General features: G+C 71.3%; 21 protein-coding genes. 5 read left to right on the plus strand and 16 right to left on the minus strand.

What is annotated here, in order from left to right:
• Positions 1-42: 42 nt before the first annotated feature.
• The 3 genes from paaX to ACTOWL_RS28325 form a co-directional block, all read right to left on the minus strand.
• A complete protein-coding gene (paaX, locus tag ACTOWL_RS28315; protein WP_441324627.1) occupies positions 43-909 on the minus strand; it encodes a phenylacetic acid degradation operon negative regulatory protein PaaX in 867 nt (288 codons plus the stop codon).
• Positions 910-914: 5 nt separating this feature from the next.
• The gene (locus ACTOWL_RS28320) at positions 915-1,562 is read right to left on the minus strand and encodes a TetR/AcrR family transcriptional regulator (RefSeq protein ID WP_441324628.1); all 648 of its coding nucleotides are present in this window, start codon (positions 1,560-1,562) and stop codon (positions 915-917) included.
• 84 nt (positions 1,563-1,646) lie between these two features.
• Positions 1,647-2,663: a GlxA family transcriptional regulator gene (locus tag ACTOWL_RS28325; RefSeq protein ID WP_441324629.1), complete on the minus strand. Its 1,017-nt coding sequence runs from the start codon at positions 2,661-2,663 to the stop codon at positions 1,647-1,649.
• Positions 2,664-2,809: 146 nt separating this feature from the next.
• Between ACTOWL_RS28325 and ACTOWL_RS28330 the strand changes: the two genes are divergently transcribed.
• The 3 genes from ACTOWL_RS28330 to ACTOWL_RS28340 are packed head-to-tail and all read left to right on the plus strand — an operon-like array spanning position 2,810 to position 6,369.
• Positions 2,810-3,952, plus strand: a complete 1,143-nt coding sequence (locus tag ACTOWL_RS28330; protein WP_441324630.1) for an aromatic ring-hydroxylating oxygenase subunit alpha — start codon at positions 2,810-2,812, stop codon at positions 3,950-3,952.
• A 6-nt stretch (positions 3,953-3,958) separates the two neighbouring features.
• Entirely contained in the window at positions 3,959-5,614 is a 1,656-nt protein-coding gene (locus ACTOWL_RS28335; RefSeq protein ID WP_441324631.1) for a choline dehydrogenase, read from the plus strand.
• 17 nt (positions 5,615-5,631) lie between these two features.
• Positions 5,632-6,369, plus strand: a complete 738-nt coding sequence (locus tag ACTOWL_RS28340; protein ID WP_441324632.1) for a class II aldolase/adducin family protein — start codon at positions 5,632-5,634, stop codon at positions 6,367-6,369.
• Here the strand turns inward: ACTOWL_RS28340 and ACTOWL_RS28345 are convergent.
• Positions 6,366-6,977, minus strand: coding sequence for a LysE family translocator (locus ACTOWL_RS28345; protein ID WP_441324633.1), 612 nt, complete (start codon positions 6,975-6,977; stop codon positions 6,366-6,368). The two genes, ACTOWL_RS28340 and ACTOWL_RS28345, sit on opposite strands and share 4 nt — an antisense overlap.
• A 68-nt stretch (positions 6,978-7,045) precedes the next feature.
• Entirely contained in the window at positions 7,046-7,519 is a 474-nt protein-coding gene (locus ACTOWL_RS28350; RefSeq protein ID WP_441324634.1) for an Lrp/AsnC family transcriptional regulator, read from the minus strand.
• A 158-nt stretch (positions 7,520-7,677) separates the two neighbouring features.
• Here ACTOWL_RS28350 and ACTOWL_RS28355 point away from each other — a divergent pair, with 158 nt between their 5' ends.
• Positions 7,678-9,768, plus strand: coding sequence for an alpha-ketoacid dehydrogenase subunit alpha/beta (locus ACTOWL_RS28355; protein WP_441324635.1), 2,091 nt, complete (start codon positions 7,678-7,680; stop codon positions 9,766-9,768).
• A 1-nt stretch (position 9,769) separates the two neighbouring features.
• Entirely contained in the window at positions 9,770-11,095 is a 1,326-nt protein-coding gene (locus ACTOWL_RS28360) for a dihydrolipoamide acetyltransferase family protein (protein ID WP_441324636.1), read from the plus strand.
• On the opposite strand, the gene ACTOWL_RS28365 is transcribed toward ACTOWL_RS28360, so the two are convergent.
• From ACTOWL_RS28365 to ACTOWL_RS28415, 11 genes are all read right to left on the minus strand, one after another.
• Entirely contained in the window at positions 10,993-12,117 is a 1,125-nt protein-coding gene (locus ACTOWL_RS28365; RefSeq protein WP_441324637.1) for an S-adenosylmethionine:tRNA ribosyltransferase-isomerase, read from the minus strand. The genes ACTOWL_RS28360 and ACTOWL_RS28365 overlap by 103 nt on opposite strands.
• Complete coding sequence (locus ACTOWL_RS28370) at positions 12,114-12,833, minus strand: SDR family NAD(P)-dependent oxidoreductase (RefSeq protein WP_441324638.1); 720 nt, start codon at positions 12,831-12,833, stop codon at positions 12,114-12,116. Before ACTOWL_RS28370 ends, ACTOWL_RS28365 begins: the two co-directional genes overlap by 4 nt.
• A gap of 108 nt (positions 12,834-12,941) precedes the next feature.
• The gene (locus ACTOWL_RS28375) at positions 12,942-14,042 is read right to left on the minus strand and encodes a 5-methyltetrahydropteroyltriglutamate--homocysteine S-methyltransferase (RefSeq protein WP_441324639.1); all 1,101 of its coding nucleotides are present in this window, start codon (positions 14,040-14,042) and stop codon (positions 12,942-12,944) included.
• Positions 14,043-14,058: 16 nt separating this feature from the next.
• On the minus strand, positions 14,059-14,778 hold the full coding sequence (locus ACTOWL_RS28380) for an ABC transporter ATP-binding protein (protein ID WP_441324640.1): 720 nt from the start codon (positions 14,776-14,778) through the stop codon (positions 14,059-14,061).
• Positions 14,771-15,523 (minus strand): ABC transporter ATP-binding protein, encoded by a 753-nt coding sequence (locus tag ACTOWL_RS28385; protein ID WP_441324641.1) that lies wholly within the window; start codon positions 15,521-15,523, stop codon positions 14,771-14,773. Before ACTOWL_RS28385 ends, ACTOWL_RS28380 begins: the two co-directional genes overlap by 8 nt.
• Positions 15,520-16,509, minus strand: a complete 990-nt coding sequence (locus ACTOWL_RS28390; protein WP_441324642.1) for a branched-chain amino acid ABC transporter permease — start codon at positions 16,507-16,509, stop codon at positions 15,520-15,522. The genes ACTOWL_RS28385 and ACTOWL_RS28390 overlap by 4 nt, the downstream gene beginning before the upstream one ends.
• Positions 16,506-17,366, minus strand: coding sequence for a branched-chain amino acid ABC transporter permease (locus tag ACTOWL_RS28395; RefSeq protein WP_441324643.1), 861 nt, complete (start codon positions 17,364-17,366; stop codon positions 16,506-16,508). Before ACTOWL_RS28395 ends, ACTOWL_RS28390 begins: the two co-directional genes overlap by 4 nt.
• 4 nt (positions 17,367-17,370) lie before the next feature.
• Entirely contained in the window at positions 17,371-18,540 is a 1,170-nt protein-coding gene (locus tag ACTOWL_RS28400) for an ABC transporter substrate-binding protein (protein WP_441324644.1), read from the minus strand.
• 46 nt (positions 18,541-18,586) lie between these two features.
• Positions 18,587-19,558 (minus strand): PDR/VanB family oxidoreductase, encoded by a 972-nt coding sequence (locus ACTOWL_RS28405; protein WP_441324645.1) that lies wholly within the window; start codon positions 19,556-19,558, stop codon positions 18,587-18,589.
• A gap of 14 nt (positions 19,559-19,572) precedes the next feature.
• Positions 19,573-20,346 carry a GntR family transcriptional regulator gene (locus ACTOWL_RS28410; protein WP_441324646.1) on the minus strand — a complete coding sequence of 258 codons (774 nt, stop codon included), beginning with the start codon at positions 20,344-20,346 and terminating at the stop codon, positions 19,573-19,575.
• Positions 20,343-21,398: an aromatic ring-hydroxylating dioxygenase subunit alpha gene (locus ACTOWL_RS28415; RefSeq protein ID WP_441324647.1), complete on the minus strand. Its 1,056-nt coding sequence runs from the start codon at positions 21,396-21,398 to the stop codon at positions 20,343-20,345. Before ACTOWL_RS28415 ends, ACTOWL_RS28410 begins: the two co-directional genes overlap by 4 nt.
• Between the last annotated feature and the right edge of the window lie 246 nt (positions 21,399-21,644).

Raw genomic sequence — 21,644 nt, forward strand, 5'->3', positions numbered from 1 at the left:
CATATTGAAGAGTGCCTGTCGGCGCGGCGCCCTCCGTCGGGTCTACCGGAACCGGGCCTGCAGCTCCGGGCCGGGCGGGGGGAGGGGGCCGGATTCGGCCTGGCCGTTGGCGTCGAGCCAGCGCTCGGAGGCCGGCAGCAGGCGGTGGTAGAGCTCGGCGCTGAGGGCGCGGGCGGCGGTGCCGGGCCAGTCCGGCGGCAGCAGGTCGGCCGGCAGCACCGGGTCACGCAGGACGATGCGGCGCCAGGCGTGAATCAGCAGGATGCGGGCGACGAAGCTGTCCTGGTCCGACAGCGCGCCGTCCGCCGCCAGTCCTTGCCGCAGCGGTTCGAACGCCTCGAGGAAGTGGCGATAGGCGGACGCGGTCTGGTCCAAGGGCCAGCTCAATGCCGCCAGCTGGCGCCTTGTCTCGGCATCGGCCGAGGCGTCCAGCCGCATCGCTTCCGCCGCCGCCGGCGGGATCGCGGTTCCGGCCGGCGCCACCCAGACGCCGGGCGTGGCGCTGCCGAAGCCGGCCGCCTGCAGGGCCGACCGAGCTGCCTCCCGGTCGCCGCCATTGCCCAGCAGCACCAGTTCGAAGCCGCTGCCGGGCGGCGGCGGATGGGCGTTGTAGATGTGCTCGGTGGCGGTCCGGAACGTCTCCCGCCCGCGCTCCGTCAGGCGGTAGAAGCTGTTGCGGCCGACCCGGCTGCGCTCCAGCCAGCCATCGGCGGCCAGCCGCGACATCGCCGTGCGCACCACCCCGTCGCCGATGTCGATCGCATGCAGGAAGGCGGACAGGGTGCCGAGCCACAGCGACCCGCCGCGCGGCACGATCGCGTCGCCATAGACGGTGATGATGATCGACCAGGTGCGCGACGGCTCGGCCTTCAGGCCTTCCAGGATCCGGCGCAGGGCGGTCCGGGGCATGAGGGTCAGGCGGTTTCCATCCGCCGGCGGGTCTTGCCGCCGGCCGGCTGCACCGCCGCCACCGCGTTCGCGGCGCCGGACAGGATCAGCTCGGTCGCCAGGCGGGCATAGTCGGGCCGGCTCAGCCCCTTGCCCTCGCGGAACCAGAGGTAGTGCCAGTTCAGCATGCCGAACAGCGACATGGTCAGCGGCATCAGCAGGCTGCGGTCGGCGGCGGCTTGCGGCACCGCCGCCGCCAGCGCCTCGGCGAAGATCCGCACCAGCGTCCGCTCCATCTCCTTGAGCTGCTCCTGCCGCTCCGGCGGCAGCAGCTTCAGGCTGGTGATCTGCACCTGGTGCTCGGCATCGGCATCGCGATAGGAATCGAGCAGCGCGGCGACGATCGCATGCAGCCGCTCGCGCGCACTGGCCGGGGCGGCCGCTGCCGCCTCCACCGCCGTGACCAGCAGCGACAGATGGTCGGCCAGGATGTCGAACAGCACCGCGTCCTTGTCGCGGTAATAGTGGTACAGCAGCGCCTTCGAGATGCCGCAGGCCTCGGCGATCATGGTGATCGAGGCGCCGGTGAAGCCGTGCCGGGCGAACAGCTCCGCCGTCCGGTGCAGGATCGCCTGCCGCTTCTCGTCGTAGTCAGGGGCACGGGTACGGGCCATGGCCTCCGGTCCGTTCAGGGAATGCCAATTGCCGCCAGACTCGGCGCGTCGCGGCCGCAGATCAAGAATTCTCTGAACGCTCGATCAATGAATTGCGCGGGCCAGCTTCTGCCGCAGCACCGGGGCAGTGGTCGACTGCCGCCGGTCGGCGCTGGGCCGGCAGCCGAACTGGGCCCGGTAGCGCCGCGAGAAGTATTCGAGCGAGGGAAAGCCGCAGGAGAAGGCGACCTCGGTGACGCTCAGCCCCGTCTGCTGCAGCAGCTGGTGCGCCTTGGCCATGCGCAGCAGCAGGTACTGGCCCCGGACCGACCGGCCGAGCGCCTGCTTGAAGCGGCGCTCGAGCTGGCGCAGCGACAGGCCGACCCGGTCGGCGATGGCGGCACAGGGCAGCGGCTCGTCGATGGTGTCGCGCATGATCTCCAGCGCCTGCGCCACCACAGGGTCGACGGCCGGCTGCGCGTCGCCGTCGGCCTCCCGCTGCCCGGTCTCCGGTGGCCGCACCCGGCCGAGCAGCAGGTGCTCCGCGACCTCCCCGGCCAGGCCGGGATCGGCGTGCCGCCCGATCCAGCCGGCCATCATGTCGAGGATGGCGGAGGCGCCGGCGCAGGTGATCCGGCCGCCCGACACGGCATAGAGCTGCGGCACCGCGCGCACCGCCGGATAGCGCTCCTGGAACCCGGTCAGGTTGTCCCAATGGACCGCGGCGGTGTGGCCGTCCAGCAGGCCGGCCTCGGCCAGGGCCAGGCTGCCGGTCTCGATGCCGCCGAGCTCGACGCCGAAGCGGGCCAGCCGCCGCAGCCAGGGCAGCACGGGCCGCTGCCCGGCGACGGCGGCGGAATCGAAGCTGGCCAGGACGAAGACGGTGCCGCTGCCCTCCGCCGCCGCCAGGCTGCCGTCGACCGGCGTGACCGTGCCGTTGCTGGCGCGGACTGCGCCCCCGTCGGCGGACACCACGGTCCAGGCGAACAGCCGCTGCTGCGCCAGCCAGTTGGCGACGAACAGCGGCTCGATCGCCGCGGCGAGGCCCAGCGCCGAGAACTCGGGCAGCACCAGGAAGGCCAGCTTGCGCATGTATGTCCCGTGGTCGAACCGCCCCAGCATGCCATCGCCGCCGGCAGCGGCCGGTGAAAAATCGACATCGCCATGACGGATGATGACAGGTGGCGGTCCGGAACCTCCCCCACTGTTCGGCCAACGCCAGCCAGCGGGTCCGACCGTTCAGGGCCCGAAAACGGGGAGATAAAACGATGACCATCGCGGTTCCGGCCTGGACCACGGCCGACCAGGAGGCCGGCTATTCCCTTCCGGCCCCGTTCTTCTACGACCCGGCGGTGTATGAGGCGGAGCGGGAGGGGATCTTCCTGAAGTCCTGGCACCTGGTCGGCCATCTCAACGATTTCCGCGAGACGGGCGACATCGTCGTGGAGACGCTGCTCGACCAGAGCGTCCTGGTGATGAAGGGGGCGGACGGGCAGATCCGTGCCTTCCACAATGTCTGCCAGCACCGCGGCAACCGCCTGGTCGAGACCCGGCGCAGCAAGGCCCGGGCGATCACCTGCGGCTACCACGCCTGGACCTACGGGCTGGACGGCAGCCTGCGCGGCGCGCCGCGCACCGAGTGCCTGACCCATTTCGACAAGGCCGAGCACGGGCTGAAGCCGGTGCGGGTCGAGGTCTTCGGGTCCTTCGTCTTCGTCAATCTCGACCCCGCGGCCCGGCCGGTCGCCGACATGGCCCCCGGCGCCGAGGCCGAGATGCGGCGCTTCCTGCCCGACCTCGACCGGCTGGTGCTGGTCGAGGAGGTCGACGTGCCGGTCGCCGCCAACTGGAAGGTGATCCAGGAGAACTCGATCGAGGGCTACCATTTCAGCTTTTCCGGCCCGGTGCACCGCGAGCTGACGCAGCTGATCGACTTCGACGGCTACGCGCTGACGCCGCGCGGCGACTGGTGGACCTATATCGGGCCGCCGAAGCCGGGCACCACCCAGGCCTATGGCGTGAAGCTGGAGGGCGCGACCTGGCAGACCGACTGGTTCTTCAACCTCGGCCTGTTCCCGAACGCGACGATCTACGCCTTCCCCTATTCCGACGTGGTCGGCACCTTCATCATGATCCCGACCGGGCCGGAGACCTCGGTGCTGCGCTTCGGCTACTACGGCCCTGAGGGACGGCCGGTGCCGGAGGTGACCCGCGCCTGCATCCGCTGGATGAACGAGGATCTGGGGCCGGAGGACATCCAGCTCAACATCTCGAACCAGAAGGGCTTGCGGTCGATGGGCTTCACCCGCGGCCGCTACCTGATCGGCGAGACGCCGGACAACCGCAGCGAGCATCTGGTCCGGCACTTCCACCAGCTGTGCCACCGGGCGATCCGCCCCGAAGCGGCCTGAGCGGCGATGCCCGATCGCTTCGACTACATCATCGTCGGCGCCGGCTCCGCCGGCTGCGTGCTGGCGGCGCGGCTGACCGAGGACCCGGCGGTGCGGGTGCTGCTGCTGGAGGCCGGGCCGGCCGATCGCAGCTGGCAGATCCACATGCCCGCGGCGGTCGGGCGGCTGCTCTCCTCCGACCGGTTCAACTGGGCCTATGTGTCGGAGCCGGAGCCGCATCTCGACGGCCGCCGCCTGTCGCATCCGCGCGGCCGGGTGCTGGGCGGGTCGTCCTCGATCAACGGCATGGTCTATATCCGCGGCCATGCCCGCGACTATGATTCCTGGGCCCAGGCCGGGCTGCAGGGCTGGGGCTACGCCGATGTGCTGTCCTATTTCAAGCGGGCGGAGCGGCACAGCCTGGGCGCCGACCCGTATCACGGGGGCGACGGGCCGCTGTGGGTGTTCGCGCCCGACATCGCGGCGACGCCGCTGGCCGAGGCTTTCGTCCGGGCGGGGCAGGAGGCCGGCTACGGCCTGACCACCGACGTGAACGGGGCGCGGCAGGAAGGCTTCGGCCGGATCGACCGCACCACCGGCGGCGGCCGGCGCTGGAGCGCGGCGCGCGCCTATCTGCGGCCGGCGCTGGGCCGCCCGAACCTCACCGTCGTGACCGGCGCGCTGGTCCGCCGCATCGTGCTCGATCGTGGCCGGGCGGTCGGCGTCGAATTCGCTCGGCGCGGGCACGTGGAGACCGCCCGGGCCGAGGCCGAGGTGATCCTGTCGGGCGGAGCGATCAACTCGCCGCAGGTGCTGCAGTTGTCCGGCATCGGCCCGGCCCACGACCTGGCGGCGCTGGGCATCAAGCCGCTGGTCGACCTGCCCGGGGTCGGCGCCAACCTGAACGACCATCCGGACATCGTCATCCAGCACCGCTGCCGCACGCCGGCGTCGCTATACGGGGTCAATCGCGGCCTGCGCAAGCTGGCCACCGGGCTGCGCTGGTTCGCCGGCAAGACCGGCCCGGCCGCGTCCAACCATTTCGAGGCCGGCGGCTTCATCCGCAGCCGGCCGGGCATCGAGCATCCCGATTTGCAGCTGACCTTCATGCCGATCGCGATCAAGCCCGGCACGGTCGAGGATGTCGGCGGCCATTCCTTCCAGGTCCATATCGACCTGATGCGGCCGCGCAGCCTGGGCCATGTCAAGCTGCGCTCCGCCGACCCGGCCGAGCCGCCGGCGATCCGCTTCAACTACCTGCAGGATCCGCAAGACCGCATCGACCTGCGCGAATCGGTGCGGCTGACCCGCGAGATCCTGGCCCAGCCGGCGCTGGCCGCCTATCGCGGCGAGGAGATCTATCCCGGCCCGGATGTACGGACCGACGAAGAGATCGACGGGTATCTGCGCCAGGGGATCGAGACCTGCTACCACCCGGTCGGCACCTGCCGGATGGGGCACGGCGCCACGGCGGTGGTCGACGGCGAGTGCCGCGTCCACGGCGTCGGGGGTCTGCGGGTGGTCGACGCCTCGGTGATGCCGGCGATCGTCAGCGGCAACACCAACGCCCCCACCATCATGATCGCGGAAAGGGTCAGCGACCTGATCCGCGGCCGGCCGGCCCCGCCGCGCGAGGACCATCCGGTCTGGATCCACCCCCAGTGGGAAACCGCCCAGCGCTGAGCAGGAAGGAACCGGCCATGACCGCATCTCTCGACGACCACCGCTCGGCCCGCATCGACCTGGCGGCGGTGTTCCGCTGGTTCGCGCGGCTCGACATGCATGAATCGATCGCCAACCACATGAGCGTGGCGGTCGACGGGTCGCGCTTCCTGATCAACCCGTGCCGGCTGCACTTCTCGCGCGTCACCGCCGGCAGCCTGCTGCTGCTCGACGCCCATGACCCGGCGACGTTGGACCGGCCCGACGCGCCGGACCCGACCGCCTGGTACCTGCACGCCCGGCTGCATGCGCGGCTGCCGCAGGCCCGCTGCGTCATGCATCTGCACTCGAAATACGCCACCGCCCTGGCCTGCCTGGCGGACAGCACGATGCCGCCGATCGACATGAACACCGCCCGCTTCTTCGGCCGGGTGGCGATCGACGACGGCTTCGCCGGCATGGCCCTGTCGGATGAAGAGGGCGACCGCCAGGCGGCGCTGATGACCGAGGGCGAGACGGTGCTGCTGATGGCCAATCACGGCGTGCTGGTGATCGGCCCGACCGTCGCCGACGCTTTCGACGAGCTGTATTATTTCGAGCGCGCGGCCGAGACGCTGCTGACCTGCTATGCCGCCGGCCGGACGCTGCGGGTGATGCCGGACGAGGTGGCGCGGCTGACCGAGCAGCAATGGCGCGGCTATGGCCGCTTCGCCGCTGACCACCTGGACAACGTCAAGGCGATCCTCGACGCCGAGGAGCCGGGCTACCGGGATTAGCGCTCGGCCAGGGCCAGCTTGGCGCCGAGGGCGACGAAGGCGGCGGCGAAGCTGCGGCGCATCCAAGTCATCACCCGCGGCCGCGAGATCACATGGTCGCGCATCGCCGCGGCGAACAGGCCGTAGACGGCGAAGACCGCGAAGGTCATCAGCATGAACACGCCGCTCAGCTCCAGCATCCGGGCCATCGGCTGGGCTTCGCCGGCGCTGACGAACTGCGGCAGGAAGGCGACGAAGAAGATCGACAGCTTCGGGTTCAGGATGTTGATCAGGATCGCGGTCACCGTGACCTGCAGCGCCGACCGGCCGCCGACCTGCTTCTCGACCGTCAGCGCGCCGTGCTCGCGCAGCGTGTTGAAGGCCATCCACAGCAGATAGGCGACGCCGAGATATTTGAAGATCTCGAAGGCCAGGGCGCTGGTGTGCAGCAGCGCCGCCAGTCCCAGGATCGCCGCCGCCATGTGCGGCACGATGCCGAGCGTGCAGCCGAAGGCGGCAATCACGCTGGCGCGCGACCCGCGGGTCAGCCCGGCGGCGATGGTGAACAGCGCGCCGGTGCCGGGCGAGGCGACGATGATGAACGAGGTGATCAGGAACTCGATGCTCACGGCCGCGATCCTCCCCAAGGCTGCGGCCGCCACGATGCCTCGCCATGGCCGGGCGGGCAAGGGCGGGGCTACACCGGGATCGCCACGCTGTTCTTGATCTCGCGTAGGGCGAAGTTCGAGCTGATGTGCTGCACCGCCGGGCTGGTGAACACCACCTCCTTCAGGAACTTCTCGTAGTCCAGCGGGCTGCGGGTGACGATCCGCAGGATGTAGTCGGCCGAGCCGGTCATCGAATAGAACTCCAGCACCTCCGGCCGCTCGGCGATCTTCTTCTCGAACGCCTCGATCTCATCGCCATTGTGCTTGGCCAGGGTGACATGGGCGAAGGCGGTCTCGCCGTAGCCCAGCCGGGCGGGGTCGACCCGGGCGACGTAGTCCTTGATCACGCCGCGCTCCTCCAGCGCCTTCAGCCGCCGCCAGGTCGGCGAGGTCGACAGGCCGACCGCATCGGCCAGCTCCTGCACGCTCTGCCGGGCGTTGCGCTGCAGCGCCGCCAGGATGGCGCGCTCGAACCGGTCCAGGTTTTCGGCATCCGCAGGCATGAAACCTCCTCGATCTGCATGATCCGGGCAAATCATACCTGATGTCGGGCGGTTTGGCGCCGAGTTCGGCAAAACTTTTCCCCGAATCCGTCGCATCCTTTTCCTGGAGATGCGCGCTCTGCGCGTCCGGTCGGAATGCCCAGCAGAAGGACGACCCGGTGACCGCTCTCGCCTACCAGCAGCCCCGCCTCCTGGCGAATGCGCCCGATCCCGGTTTCGACTGGCGCCGCGTCGCCCATCTGCTGCACCTCTCGCGCGCCCTCGACGCGTTGGAGGAGACGGTGCTGGCGCCGCAGAAGAAGGTGCTCTACCAGTTTTCCGCCCGCGGCCATGACCTGGCGCAGATCCTGCTGGGCACGCGGCTGACCGACCCGCGCGACGCGGTCTGCGGCTATTACCGTTCCCGCCCGATCCTGCTGACCCTCGGCGTCGATCTGGTCGACGCGCTCGGGTCGTCCATGGCGCGCGACGGGGGCTATTCCGCCGGCCGCGACATCGGCGTGGTGTTCAACTTCCCGAACCCGGCCGGCCCCTCGGCCCTGCCGATGTGCGGCGGCGTCGGCACTCAGTACACCCCGGCCGCCGGCTGGGCCCAGGCGCTGGAATACGGCCGCACCGTGCTGCACGACCCCGCCTGCGACCGCGCCATCGCCGTGGTGCTGGGCGGCGACGCCTCGGTCGCCACCAACGGCTTCTGGTCGGCGCTGACCATCGCCACCACCCAGCGCCTGCCGGTGCTGTTCTATATCGAGGACAATGGCTACGGCATCTCGGTGCCGTCGCGATTCCAGACCCCGGGCGGCGACATCGCCGCCAACCTCGCCAGCTTCCGTGGCCTGCACATCCTGGCCGGCGACGGCACCGACCCGGCCGAGGCGGCGCGGCTGGCCGATGCCGCCGTCGCCCATGTCCGCGACCGCAAGGGCCCGTGCCTGCTGCGGCTCAACGTGCCGCGGCTGGAGGGCCACAGCTTCCAGGACACCCAGGCCTACAAGCCGGCCGAGACCGTGGCGGCGGAATGGGCCCGCGACCCGCTGCCCAAGCTGAAGCAGTTCCTGGTCCCGGCGGTGATGGAGGCGGCGGCGTGGGACGCGCTCGCCGCCGAGGCCGGGGCGCAGGTCGAGGCGGCGCGGGTCCGGGCCGAGGCGCGCCCCGCCCCCGACGCCGCGACGGTGACGCGCCACGTCTTCTTCGAGGGCGAGCCGCAGGTGATGGGCGGCCCGCGCAGTGAAGGCATCGTTCCCGCCGCCGGCAGCGACACGCCGCAGCCGGAGGGGCCGCGGATCAACATGGTCACCGCCATCCGCCGCACCCTGGACCATGAGCTGTCGGTCAATCCGCGCATGGTGATGCTGGGCGAGGACATCGGGCCGAAGGGCGGCGTCCATGCCGTGACGCTGGGGCTGCAGGAGAAGTTCGGCGCGGACCGGGTGATGGACACCAGCCTGTCGGAGGAGGGCATCGTCGGCCGCGCCGTCGGCATGGCGCTGGCCGGGCTGCTGCCGGTGCCGGAGATCCAGTTCCGGAAGTACGCCGACCCGGCGGCGGAGCAGATCAACGATTGCGGCACAATGCGCTGGCGCACCAACAACCGCTTCGCCGCGCCGATGGTGCTGCGCATGCCGGTCGGCTTCCTCAAATGCGGCGACCCCTGGCACAGCCAGACCAACGAGGTGCAGTTCGTGCACGCGCCGGGTTGGAAGGTGGCGGTGCCGTCCAATGCCGAGGACGCGGTCGGCCTGCTGCGCGCGGCGCTGCGCGGCGACGACCCGGTGATGTTCCTGGAGCACCGCGCCATGCTCGACGCCGCCTGGGCCCGCCGGCCCTATCCCGGCGACGATTATGTGCTGCCCTTCGGCCGGGCCCGGACCACGATGGCGGGCACCGACCTGACCATCGTCACCTGGGGCGCGATGGTCGAGCGGGCGGAGGCGGCGGCGCGGGCCAGCGGCCGGTCGGTCGAGGTGATCGACCTGCGCACGCTGATGCCGTGGGACAGCGCGGCCGTGCTGGCCTCGGTGGCCCGCACCCGGCGCTGCCTGATCGTGCATGAGGATCTGCGCACCGGCGGCTTCGGGGCGGAGATCGCGGCGGTGGTGGCGGACGAGGCGTTCATGGACCTCGACGCCCCGGTGGCGCGGCTGACCATGCCGGACATCCCCAGCCCGCACAATCCGGTGCTGCTGGAAGCCGCGGTGCCGTCGGTCGACCGCATCCGCGACAAGATCCTCGCGCTGACCGGGTTCTGACATGGCCGACATCATCGAGGCGGCGGCGGTCGACGTGCTGGCGCCGGTGCAGCAGGAGGGCACCAAGGCGGCGGTGCGAAGCTGGCTCGCCGGGGTCGGCGACGCGGTGCGCGAGGGTGACCCGCTGGTCGAGCTGGAGACCGACAAGGTCACGGTCGAGATCCCGGCCCCGGCCTCGGGCACGCTGGTCGAGATCCTGATCGCGACCGACCAGGACGCGGCGCCGGGCGCGGTGCTGGGGCGGATCGAGGGCAGCCAAGACGAAACCGTGCGTCGCCTCTCCCGCGTGGCGGGAGAGGTCGGGCTCGCGGAGCGAGACCGGGTGAGGGCTGGCACCGGCCTCGACAAAGAGCCCTCACCCGGAGCCGCTGGCGCGACTCCGACCTCTCCCGCAAGCGGGAGAGGCGACGCGAATGCCCTGCCGGAAGGGCGGTCCATCGCCGACTTCGATCCCGCCCTCCGCCTGTCGCCTTCGGTCCGCAAGCTGCTGGTCGAGACCGGGCTCGATCCGGCCGGGCTCACCGGCAGCGGCAAGGACGGGCGGCTGACCCGCCAGGATGTCGAACAGGAGGTCGCCCGCCGCCAGGACCGACCCGCCGAGGCGAAGCCGGCCGCGGGCCCCGGCCTCCGCTCCCATCGCATCCCGCACGATTCCATGCGCCGGCGCATCGCCGAGCACATGGCGCAGTCCGTCGCCACGGCGCCGCATGTCACCGCGGTGTTCGAGGCCGATTTCGGCGCCGTGCTGGCGCATCGCCAGGCGCACAAGGCGGCGTTCGAGCGCCAGGGTGTGGCCCTGACCGTCACCGCCTATCTGGTCCAGGCCTGCGTCGCCGCGATGAAGGCCGTGCCCACGGTCAACAGCCGCTGGCACGACGACGCGCTGGAGGTGTTCGACGATGTCGGCATCGGCATCGGCACCGCCCTGGGGGACAAAGGCCTGGTGGTGCCGGTGGTGCACCGGGCGCAGTCGCTGTCGCTGCTCGGCATCGCCGCGCGGCTGCAGGAGGCGACGGCCCTGGCCCGCGCCGGCAGGCTGGCGCCGGCCGATGTCCAGGGCGGCACCTTCACCATCTCGAACCACGGCGTCTCCGGTTCGCTCTTCGCCGCGCCGATCATCATCAACCAGCCGCAGGTCGCGATCCTCGGCGTCGGCAAGGTCGAGAAGCGGGTGGTGGTGCGCCAGGCCGGCGGCGCCGACGCGATGCTGATCCGGCCGATGGCCTATGTCTCGCTGACCATCGACCACCGCGCCCTGGACGGCGCCCAGACCAACGCCTGGCTGACCCGCTTCGTCGAGACGATCGAGGCCTGGCCGGCGGAGTAGGTTGCCCGCTCCAGCAGCATCACGTCGCCGAATTCGTGGCCGCGATAGCCTTCGGCGGCGAGGGCGGCCGGCAGGCCGTCCAGCACCCCGTCCGGGGCGAAGGCGCGCAGCAGCTCGAAATGGCTTTCGCCCGGCTGGTGCATGCCGGTGAGGAGGGCGCCGACGGCGCGCAGCCGGGTTCCGGGCCCGATGCGGTTGGTGGCGATGCCGTCGCCGGCCCGGACCGTGCCGTCGGCCTCCGCCGCGGCTTCCAGGGCGCGGACCACGGTGGTGCCGATGGCGACGACGCGGCGGCCCTCCGTCTTCGCCCGGGCGATCGCCGCGGCGGTCCGCTGTGGGATCCGGTAGGGCTCGTCGAAGGGCAGGCGGCGGTCGAGCGCCGGATCGCCGGTCGAGGAGATGCCGGCGGCATGGGTCAGCGTGGCAAAGCCGACGCCATGCCTCCGCCAGGCGGCGAGCAGCGCCCAGTCCAGCGCGAAGCCGGCCGAGGGCGGCTCGAATGCCACGGGGTCGGCGGCGATGCGGGTCCAGACATCCCACAGCGCCAGCGGCTGCGGCACATGGGCGTATTGAATCGGCCTTCCGTGCCGCGCCAGCCCGGCCAGCACGGCGTCACGGCGGCCCAGGAAGCGCAGCCGGACCAGCCGCGGATGGCCCAGACGTCGCTCGACCACCGCGTTCAGCGGGCCGAGCGACAGGTGGTCACCGGCCGACAACGGCGGCGGCGGCGGACGGTCCTCGGTGCGGAGGCGGTGGTCGCCGGCGCCGAAGACGATGGCGGCGAAGCGGGTCGGATCGCCGGGCGCGACCCAGCCGGCCAGCCGCACCTCGATCGGCCGTCCGGTCGCGGCATGCAGGCCATGCAGGCTCGCCGGCAGCGTCGCGGCGTCGTTGGCCACGACCAGGTCGCCCGGGACCAGCAGCGTCGCCAGGGCCGCGCGCGGCAAATGCCGGGTCCGGCCCTCGGCGTCGACGGCGCAGAGCCGGGCGGCCGGCCGGTCGGGGCGGTCGGCGGCGATCATGCGTCCACCCGCTGCTCGGCCGCGCGATCCGGCAGGGCGGCCAGCACCGCCTGCACGATCTCCGAGGCAGAGAGCTCGGGCATCTTCAGCGTCGAGGGGTCGGCGTCGGGCACGGCCAGGGCATGCAGCGGCGTGTCCATGTCGCCGGGGTCGATCGACAGGAAGCGCACGCCGTCGTCCCGGGCCTCCTCGGCCCAGATCGCGGTCAGGTGGCGCAGCCCGGCCTTGCTGGCGCCGTAGGCGCCCCAGCCGGCATAGGCGCTCACGGCCGCGTCGCTGGAGATGTTGATCACGACCGCGCCGCGCCCCTGGCGGGCCGAGGCGGCGAGGGCGCCGAACAGCGCCTTGGTCAGCCGGAACGGCCCGACCAGGTTGACCGCCAAAGCCTGCTCCAGCGCCTCGCAGTCGGTGTCGGCCAGCAGGGCGAGCGGCACCGGGCCGAGGCTGGAGGCGTTGTTGATCAGCACGTCGAGCCCGCCCAGCCCGGCCGTGACCTGCAGCGCGATCGGGTGGATGTCCTCCTTGCGCCCGATATCGCCGACGATGCCCTGGGCGCCGGTCTCCCGCGCGGTGCGGCCCACGGCCTCGGCGCTTCGGGCGACGAAGGCGACCCGCGCGCCCATCGCGGTCAGCAGCCGCACCAGCGCCAGCCCCAGGCCGGAGGTGCCGCCAGTGACCGCCACGCGCAGCCGCCGCAGATCGGTGTCGATAGGCATGATGGATGCTCCTCTCCTCGAGAGCCTCCATCGGTACAAGTTCAAGTCGGCTTTAGGTCAAGAGGATATTGCAAGAGAGGGCTTTGTTAATGGCCTCGGGCCTGCCCCCTACCCCCAAACCTCCCTTGCGATCTCCACGATCATCGCCAGCTTGGCCCATTGCTCGTCCTCGGCCAGGACGTTGCCCTCCTCGGTGCTGGCGAAGCCGCATTGCGGGCTGAGGCACAGCTGGTCGAGGTCGACGAATCTCGCCGCCTCGTCGATCCGGCGCTTGATGTCGTCCTTCTGCTCCAGCGTGCCGGACTTCGAGGTGACGAGGCCCAGCACCACGGTCTTACCCTTGGGCAGGAAGCGCAGCGGCTCGAACCCGCCGGCGCGCTCGGTGTCCCATTCCATGAAATAGCCGTCGGCGGCGATCTCGTTGAACAGCCGCTCCGCCACCGGCTCGTAGCCGCCCGAGGCGATGAAGGTGGAGCGGAAATTGCCGCGGCAGAGATGCATGGTGATGGCCATGTCCTTCGGCCGGCCGGCGATGGCGGCGTTCAGCATGGCGGCGTAGATCGCCGGCTGCCGCACCGGGTCGTCGCCGCGCTCGGCGAGCATCCGCCGCTGCTCCGGGTCGCAGAGATAGGCGAAGCTGACATCGTCCAGCTGCAGGTAGCGGCAGCCCTCGGCGGCGAAGGCGGCGACCGCGCCGGCATAGGCCCGGCCGAGATCGGCGTAGAAGTCCTCCATCTCGGGATACACCGTCGCGTCGATCACCTGCCGGCCGCCGCGATAGTGCAGCATGCTGGGCGACGGGATCGTCATCTTCGGCACCCGGGCGGTGTTCGCCTTCAGGAAGCGGAAATGCTCCAGCATCGGGTGGCCGGAGAAGCCGAGCGGGCCTGTCACGCGGATGCCCTTGGGCTTCACCTGGGCGCCCTGGAACTGGATGCCGTGGTCGGCCCAGTAGCCCTCGACGCCGTCGAGATGCTCGAGGAAGTCGAAATGCCAGAAGGCGCGGCGGAACTCGCCGTCGGTGACGGAATCGAGGCCGATCTCCTCCTGCCGGCGGATGATCTTGCGGATCTCCGCATCCTCGATCGCCTGCAGCTCGCCGGCGGTGATCGCGCCCTGCTCGTGCTGGGCGCGGGCGGCCTTCAGGGGGGCGGTGCGCAGCAGGCTGCCGACCATGTCGGCGCGGAAGGGCGGGGTCTGGCGCGGCATCGGGGTTCCTCCTCGGTCAGGCGTGCGAACCCTTGCGGGTCACGCCGAGATAGCGGGTCAGCGCGGCCTCGTCGGCCTTCAGCGCGGCGCTGGGGGCGGCATGAACGATGGCGCCGCGCTCCAGGATCACCGCCTGGTCGGTGACGGACAGGATCTTCTGCGCGTGCTGCTCGACCACGACAGCCGCGACGCCCTCGTCGCACAGGATGCGCTTCAGCGCCGCCAGCAGCTCCTCGACGATGATCGGCGCCAGCCCCTCGGTCGGCTCGTCCAGCAGCAGCAGCTTCGGGTTCAGCATCAGGGCGCGGGCGATGGCCAGCATCTGCTGCTCGCCGCCCGACAGCTGGCTGCCCAGGTTGCCGCGCCGTTCCTTCAGCCGCGGGAACAGGGCGTAGGCGCGCTCCGGCGTCCAGGGGCCGGGGCGGGCCACCGCGGTCATGTTCTCCTCGACCGTCAGCGACTTGAAGATGTTGCGCTCCTGCGGCACCCAGCCGATCCCGGCCAGGGCCCGGTCCTCCGGCCGCGCCCGGGTCAGGTCGCGGCCGGCCAGGGCGACGGTGCCGCCGAAGCGGCGGGTGACGCCGATGATGCTGTTCAACAGCGTGGTCTTGCCGGTGCCGTTGCGGCCCAGCAGGGCCAGCGCCTCGCCCTCGGCCAGGCTCAGCGACACGCCGGAGACGACGACGGCCTCGCCATAGCCGGCGACCAGGTCCTTGAGCGCAAGGAGCTCAGCCATCCACCGCCTCCCCGAGATAGACGGCGCGGACCTGCGGGTCGGCGGCGATGGCGTCGGGCGGGCCCTCGGTCAGCAGCGTGCCGTTGACCAGCACCGAGATGCGGTCGGCGAAGCTGAACACCAGGTCCATGTCGTGCTCGATCAGCAGCACCGAGACGTCCGGCGGCAGCTCGGCGATGGTGGCCAGCAACTCGTGCCGCTCCGCCTCCGGCACGCCGGCAGCCGGCTCGTCCAGCAGCAGCACGCGCGGGCGGCAGGCGAAGGCGGTGGCGATCTCCAGCAGGCGCTGCTTGCCATAGGCCAAAGTGGCGGTGCGGTCCTGCAGCACGTCGGTCAGGCGGAAGCGCTCGGCGACGGCCAGGATCTCGTCCAGCACCTCGGCCTTGCCGCCGGCCACCCGCCACCAGTCGCCGCCGCGGCCCATGCGCTCGGACACGGCGAGGCCGATGGTGTCGAGCGGCGTGATCTCCGGGAACAGCTGGTTGATCTGGAAGGTGCGGGCCAGGCCACGCCGGACCCGGAGGTGCGGCTTCAGCCCGGTGATGTCCTCGCCGCCCAGCAGCACCCGGCCGCCGCTCGGGGCCAGCACGCCGGTCAGCAGGTTGACGAAGGTGGTCTTGCCGGCGCCGTTCGGGCCGATCAGCGCATGCCGCGCCCCGACCTCGATCCTGAGCGACACGTCGTTGGTGGCGACCAGCCCGCCGAAGCGCTTCTGCAGGCCGATGGTCTCCAGCGCCGCGGTCATCGCCCGCCTCCGAAGCGGGAGAGGAGGGCGGCGATCGGCCGGCGCACGCCCTGCACCAGCCGGTCGCGCCCGACCAGCACCAGCAGCACCAGGAAGGCGCCGAGCCAGAACGACCAGTATTGCGGCGTCAGGCCGGAGATCCAGTCCTGCAGGAAGCGGAACAGCACGGCGCCGACCGGCCCGCCATAGAGATAGCCGGCGCCGCCGATCACCAGCACCAGCAGCACATCGGCCGAGCGATGGAAGTCGAACACGTCGAGCGAGACGAACTGCGTGGTCTGGGCCAGCAGCGCCCCGGCGACGGCGGCATAGGCGGCCGACAGCGTGTAGATCCCGACCAGCCGCCGCGCCACCGGCACGCCGACCGCGGCGGCGCGCAGCCGGTTGTCGCGGATCGCCTTGAGCGACAGGCCGAAGGGCGAATGCACCACCCGCCGGGCGAACAGGAACAGCACGAACAGCACCGCCAGGCTGTAGGCATAGGCGGTGGTGCCGTAGAGGTCGAACTCGAACCAGCCGAGGATCGGGCCGACCACCATGCCGTTCAGCCCGTCGGCCCCGCCGGTCAGCCCGCCCGCCCGGTTGGCGATCTCGAACAGCAGCAGCGAGATGCCGAGCGTGACCATCAGCCGGGTGAGGTCGGAGCCGCGCAGCACCAGGAAGCCGGTGGCGAAGCCCAGCACGGCCCCGACCGCCGCGGCGGCCACGAGGCCCAGCAGCGGCTCGCCGGCGACATGGATGGTCAGCAGGCCGGCGACATAGGCGCCGAGGCCGAAGAAGGCGGCATGACCGAGCGAGACGATGCCGGCATAGCCGAGGATCAGGTCGAGCGAGAGCGCGAACAGCGCCAGGATCGCGATCTCGTTCAGGATCAGATGCTGGTCCGGCAGCAGGACCAGCGTGGCCAGGGCCGCCAGCCAGAACAGCGCCTCCGGCAGCCGCCAGCGGGCGCGCGCCGCGGCCGGGGAGAGCGGGGCGGCCGTCATCGGCTGCCTCCGCGGGCGAACAGCCCCTGCGGCCGCAGCAGCAGCACCACGATCATCACCGTGTAGATGACGAAGGATCCGAAGGCCGGGACATAGTACTTGCCGGCGACGTCGGCGATGCCGAGCAGCAGCGCGGCCAGGAACGGGCCGGTCAGGCTGGAGGTGCCGCCGACCGTCACCACGATCAGGAAATAGATCATGTATTTCAGCGGAAAGGTCGGGTCGACGCCCAGGATCTCGGCGCCCAGCGCGCCGCCGAGCCCGGCGAGGCCGCTGCCGACGGCGAAGGTGGCGGCGAAGACGGTGTCGACCCGGATGCCCAGGCCGCGCGCCGCCCGTGGATCATCGACCGCGGCGCGTAGCCGGCTGCCGAAGCGGGTGTAGGCCAGCACCCCTTGCAGCGCCAGCACCAGCACGCCGCAGATGACGATGATCATGGCGCGGTAGATGCCGATGCCGACGCCCAGCACCTCGACCCGGCCGCGCAGATAGTCGGGCAGCTGGATGATCTGCTGCTCCGACCCCATCAGGTAGGTGGCGGCGGCCATGGCCATGAACACGATCCCGATCGAGAACAGCACCTGGTCGAGGTGGCTGCGCCGGTACAGGTGCCGGACCAGAGTCCGCTCCAGCACCAGCCCGACCGCGGCGGCGGCCAGGAAGGCCGCCGGCAGGCACAGGAAGAACGGCACCTGCCAGCGGCTCATCAGGATCGCGGTGACATAGCCGCCGAGCATGGCGAAGGCGCCATGCGCCAGGTTGATGAAGTTCATCAGCCCCAGCGTCACCGACAGGCCGCAGGCCAGCACGAACAGCAGCATGCCGTAGGCGATGCCGTCGAACAGGATCGTCCCCATGGCGCTACTTCGCCGCCTTGACCGGGTCCTTCACCGCTTCGATGGTCGCGAACTCGACGTTGTACAGCGCGCCATCCTGCTTCTCGACCTTGCGGACATAGATGTTCTGGATGATGTCGCGGGTCTCCGGGTCGATCGAGACCGGGCCGCGCACGCTGGTCCAGCTCATGCCCTTCATGGCGTCGACCAGGCCCTGGCCGTCGGTGGCGCCGCCGGTCTTCTTCAGCGCCTCGAAGATCAGATGCATGCCGTCATAGCCGCCGACCGCCATGAAGTTCGGCCGCAGCCCGCCATTGGCGGCCTGGAAGGCCTGGACGAAGGCCTTGTTCTCCGGGCTGTCATGGGCGGCGGAGTAGTGGTGGGTGGTGATGGTGCCCAGCGCCACGTCGCCGATCTTGTCCAACAGCTCGTCATCGGTCAGGTCGCCGGTCGCGATCAGCCGGATGCCGGACTTGTCGAGGCCGCGCTCGACGAACTGCTTCATGAACACGGCGCCGAAGCCCGACGGCACGAAGACGAAGACCGCATCCGGCTTGGCGTCGGCCACGCGCTGCAGGAAGGGCGCGAAATCCGGGTTCTTCAGCGGCACCTGCAGCTGTTCCGCCACCGTCCCGCCGGCCTTGCCGAAGCGCTCGGCGAAGGCCTTCTGCGCGTCCAGGCCGGGGGCGTAGTCGCTGACCAGCGTGACCACCGACTTGATGCCGTTCTGGGCGGCCCAGTCGGCCAGCGGCACGGTCGCCTGCGGCAGGGTGAAGCTGGTGCGGACGATGAAGGGCGACGCCTCGGTGATCACCGCGGTGGCGGCGGCCATGACCACCTGCGGCACCTTGGCCTGGGTGGCGATCGGTGCCGACGCCAGGGCCAGCGGGGTCAGGCCGAAGCCGGCCAGCACCGCCACCTTGTCCTTCACCACCAGCTCCTGCGCCAGGCGCTTGGTGACGTCGGCGGTGCCGGTGTCGTCCCGGACGATCAGCTCGACCGTCTTGCCGGCGACGGTGGGGCCGTTCTGCTGCAGGTACAGCTTGGCCGCGGCCTCGATCTCCCGCCCGGTCGAGGCGGAGGGGCCGGTCATCGGCAGGATCAGGCCGATCTTGACGGTGTCCTGCGCCGCGGCCGGCAGGGCCGCCAGCAGGGCGGCGGCCAGGGCCGCTGTGGTAAGGTGGCGTCGGTACATTGTGGTCCTCCCTGTTGTACTTGTTACTGTCGATGATGCGCCGGTCTCAGTCGGACCGGTAGGCGGTGTCGATGGCGATGCTGCCGACGGCACGCGACACGCAGGCGCAGATCTTGCGGCCCCGGCGCTTCTGCTCGTCGCTGAAGAATACGTCGCGATGGTCGATCTCGCCGTCGACCGCCAGCACGTCCACGGCGCACAGACCGCATTCGCCGCGCCGACAATCGGCGATGATCTCGACCCCGGCCTCGGCCAGGGCGTCGAGCATGGTGCTGGTCGCCGGCACCAGGATCTCGCGCCCCTCCTGCGGCAGCCGCACGGTGAAGGGCTCGGGCGCGTGCCGGCCGCTCGACCCGAAGGTCTCGTAGCGCAGGTCGGCCGGCGAGCGCCCGGCGGCGCGCCACAGCCCCCGCGCCTCGTCCAGCATCGGCAGCGGGCCGCAGATCGCCGCTTGCCCGTCCGGCGGCAGCCGAGCGAAGGCGGCGCCGAGGTCGAGCCGGCCGCCAGCCTCGCCGACATGCAGGGTTAGCCGGTCGCCCAGCGCCGCCGCCAGCTCGTCGGCGAAAGCCGCCTCGGCGCGCGACCGCACGGCATAGGCCAGGCGCAGCCGGTCGCCCGCGGCGGCGAGGCGCAGCGCCATGCCCAGGATCGGGGTGATGCCGATGCCGCCGGCGACTAGCAGCGTGTCGCTGCGGCCGTGATCGACCGCGAACAGCGCCTGCGGGTCGGAGACGGCGAGCCGCGCCCCGGCGCCGAGCGACCAGAGATAGGCGGAGCCGCCGCGGCCGGCCGGCTGGCGCTTCACGGCGATGCGGTAACACTCCGGGTCCGGCAGCCCGACCAGGGAGTAGCTGCGGGTGTCCGGCCGGCCGGCGACGACGACGCCGATGTTGATGTGGCTGCCGGGCGCTTGGGGGTGGGGGCCCGTCTCCGGCACGATCTCGAACAGGCGGATGGTCGGGGTCAGGTCGCGGATCGCGCGGAGCCGGGCGTCGGTCCAGGTCTGGGCGTAGCGCATCCTCTCCTCCCGGCTCAGGCGGCGTCGGCGCGCGACCGGATCAGCGCCGCGCCCGGGATCAGGGCGAAGGTCGACCGGCTGCGCAGGGCGAAGCGCAGGTTGCGGGAGGCCAGGCGCGCATGCTCGCGCATGATCGCCTCGGCCCGGGCGCCCTCCCGCGCCTCGATCGCCTCGACGACGCAGCGATGCTGGTCCTGGGCCACGGTCAGCACCGTGCGGGCCTCCGGCAGCTGCGACTGGACGGCGACGAAGGCGCTGGGCGAGGCGAAGGGCAGGGCGACCGCCTTCTCGATCTGTCGGGCCAGCAGCGGGCTGCCGGCGAGGCCGGTGACCAGCGCGTGGAAGCGGGCGTTGAGGTCGACATAGGCCGAGAAGCCGTCGACCGAGACGGCAGGTTCGGCCAGAATCCCGTCGATCGCGTCGAGGCAGGCGCGGACCGGCGCCAGATCCTCGGGCGTCACGCCGCGCTCGGCGGCCAGGCGCACGGTCAGCCCTTCGAGCGCGCCGCGGATCTCGATCGCCTCGAACACCTCGCTCTCGGCGAAGGCTTTGACCGCGAAGCCGCGCGAGGCGATCGCCTCCAACAGGCCTTCCTCGGCCAGGCGCACCAGCGCCATCCGGACCGGGGTGCGCGAGACACCGAGCCGCGCGACCATGGCCAGTTCGGAGATGCGCTCGCCGGGCTCCAGCTCGCCGCTCAGGATCAGGTCGCGCATCGCCAGCAGGGTGCGGACCCCCTGCGAGGCGGTCCGGTCGGCCTCGCCGTCTTCCGTCGCCCGCCCGGTCATTCCGCGGCCTGCCGGGCCGGCGGCGGCGCCTCGCGCTCGACCATGCGGTCGATCAGGCGGCGGGCCCACATGGCGCCGGCATCGATGCTGAGATTGTAGAAGACCCGGCCGGGATTCTCGTCCATCGCGCGCTGCTGCGCCTCCAGCACCTCCTCGTCCTCGCGGAAGATGCGCGACACGCCTTCGCGCAGCTCGGTGGTCAGGCGCTGCTCCTGCAGCCGGTAGTTGCGGACGAAGGCCCAGAAGTAATGGCAGCTCCGCTCCGTCTCCGGCGTGATGGTGTTGAGGACGTAGCCGTTGACGCCCTGCGACCGGTCGCCCTCCGGCGCGCCGCTGCCGGCCAGCGCCACGCCGACATCGATGGCGACGGTGCAGGGCGCCTCGAAGCGGATGATCTGCCAGCGGTCGACCTTGCCGGGCCGGCCGAGCTGGGCGGCCCAGAACGGCGGCGGATCGATGTCGCGCATCCAGCGCGCCACCGTCGCGGTCCGGTCGCCATGGGTGACGTCGAACGGCGCCTCGGCCACCGCCCGGTTGCCGATGCTGGAGCCATGCACGAAGGTCTCGTGCGTCAGGTCCATCAGGTTGTCGACCACCAGCCGGTAGTCGCATTGGACATGAATGGTGCTGCCGTCGCCGGCCCAGGCCGGGTCGTGGTTCCAATGCAGGTCGGGCACCAGCTCCGGGTCGGCCAGCGCCGGGTCGCCCATCCACACCCAGACGAAGCGGTGCCGCTCGACCACCGGGTAGCTGCGCACGCAGGCGGCGGGGTTGATCGTCTCCTGCGACGGCATATGGGTGCAGCGGCCCTGGGAGTTGTAGACCAGGCCGTGATAGCCGCAGACCACCTCGTCGCCCTCCAGCCGGCCCTTCGACAGCGGCACCAGCCGGTGCCAGCAGGCATCTTCCAGGGCGGCGACCCCGCCGTCGCTGCGGCGGTACAGGACCAGGTGCTTGCCGCAGATGGTGCGCGCGAACAGCGCGTGCCGGATGTCGGCATCCCAGGCCGCGGCGTACCAGGCGTTCATCGGGAATGGCTTGGGGGCGCTCATGGCGGCTCCCTCCCTTCTGGCATCATTGTGTACAATGACGCCGAATTTCGAGAGGAAGCTCAAGTCAGAAATGACAGAAGAAAGCCGTTTTTCGCTCTGCGAACAAATGGCCAAGTCCGAATTATGTATCCAATTCGACTGTTCGGGGGCAAGCCGAGGGGCGCGGACCAAGGCCCCTCCCGGCCCGGATCTCCGGACGTTGCGGATCATGCGCCGGGCGGCCAGCCGCCCAATGCGATGATGCCC

This window comes from Inquilinus sp. CA228, from assembly GCF_052078665.1.
In the GTDB taxonomy this organism is placed as follows: domain Bacteria; phylum Pseudomonadota; class Alphaproteobacteria; order DSM-16000; family Inquilinaceae; genus Inquilinus.